Origin of the sequence: Kocuria cellulosilytica (assembly GCF_040981245.1) — a bacterium.
In the GTDB taxonomy this organism is placed as follows: Bacteria; Actinomycetota; Actinomycetes; order Actinomycetales; family Micrococcaceae; genus Kocuria; species Kocuria cellulosilytica.
Genome location: NZ_JAVFWZ010000025.1, coordinates 1 through 1,345 on the forward strand (window position 1 = coordinate 1; position 1,345 = coordinate 1,345).

Annotated in this window: 1 protein-coding gene; it reads left to right on the plus strand. The window is 71.9% G+C overall.

All coding sequences use genetic code 11. The features are described 5' to 3' along the window. Positions 1 to 264 precede the first annotated feature (264 nt). A complete protein-coding gene (locus tag RCG67_RS16775) occupies positions 265 to 1,326 on the plus strand; it encodes an IS110 family RNA-guided transposase (RefSeq protein ID WP_368827923.1) in 1,062 nt (353 codons plus the stop codon). Positions 1,327 to 1,345 lie beyond the last annotated feature (19 nt).

Below are 1,345 nucleotides of genomic sequence, written 5' to 3' on the forward strand. Positions count from 1 at the left end.
CTGACTGTGAGGATTCCTTTTGCAGCCCGATGGTGCTGGGCTGTGGGCAGGTGATCACGAGCGTGACCCTTGGTCTGACTGGCTTCGTGCCTTTCGCAGGACTTGTCCGCTCGTGGTCGCCGGCCCCGGCCCGGTCGGAGCGACTGGCCTGATCAGGAGCTTGACCGTCTGGCGTTAGCGGCGCCGGGCGTGTCCCGTCACAGTCCTGCCGTGACTCCTCCCGGACCGGAACCTACGTCCGCTCCGGAGCTTGGGAGGAACGCAATGTCCAGTCTGACCGATCTGCGAGAGGTCGTCGATGTCGTCATCGGCGTCGACACCCACGTCCACACCCATTCCGCGGCCGCTGTCGATGCCGGCACCGGCGGCGTGCTCGGGGAGATCACCGTGGAGGCCACCGCCGACGGGTATGCCCGCCTGGTGGCCTTCGCCGATGAGCACGCCGGGCTGCGGGTCTGGGCGATCGAGGGCACCGGCGGTCACGGGGCCGGGCTGGCCCGCCACCTGGCCGAGCTCGAAGAGGTCGTGGTCGAGCTCGACCGGCCCCAGCGGGCCCAGCGCCGCCACGGGGCCAAGTCCGACCCGCTGGACGCGATCCGGGCCGCGCGCGAGGCGCTGTCCCGGGCCCGGCTGGGCACCCCGCGCCACGGTGGGGACCGGCAGGCGCTGTCGGTGCTGCTGGCCGCCCGTCGTTCGGCGGTGGAGGCCGCCACCGACGCTCAGCGGCAGCTGTTTAGCCTCATCATCGCCGCCCCGGAGCCGATCCGGGCGCGGTTCCGCGGGCAGAAGCTGCCCGGGATGCTCACCATCGCCGCGGGGCTGCGGGGGCATTCCTCCTGGGACGTGGAGACCACCGTGACCGTCACCGTGCTGCGGTCGCTGGCCCGGCGAGCCCGTGACCTGGCCCGGGAGGCGGCCTCGCACGAGAAGGCGATCCTGGGCATCGTGCGGTCCTGGCGCCCGGAGCTGCTCGCCCAGCCCGGGGTGGGCCCGATCGTGGCCGCGACCGTGCTGTGCGCCTGGTCCCACCCGGGGCGGATCCATTCCGAGGCCGCCTTCGCGATGCTCGCCGGGGTGGCCCCGATCCCGGCCACCAGCGGCCAGGTCACCACCCGGCACCGGCTCAACCGCTACGGCGATCGCCAGCTCAACCGGGCCATGCACACCATCGCACTCTCCCGGATCCGCTACGACCCCACCACCCGCGACTACGTCGCCCGCCGCACGATCGAGGGCAAGACACCCCGAGAGATCAAGCGCTGTCTCAAGCGCTACATCGCCCGAGATCTCTACCGGCTGCTGGAGCACCAACCCAACCCGGCTTGACGGACGATAGGAGCGTCCC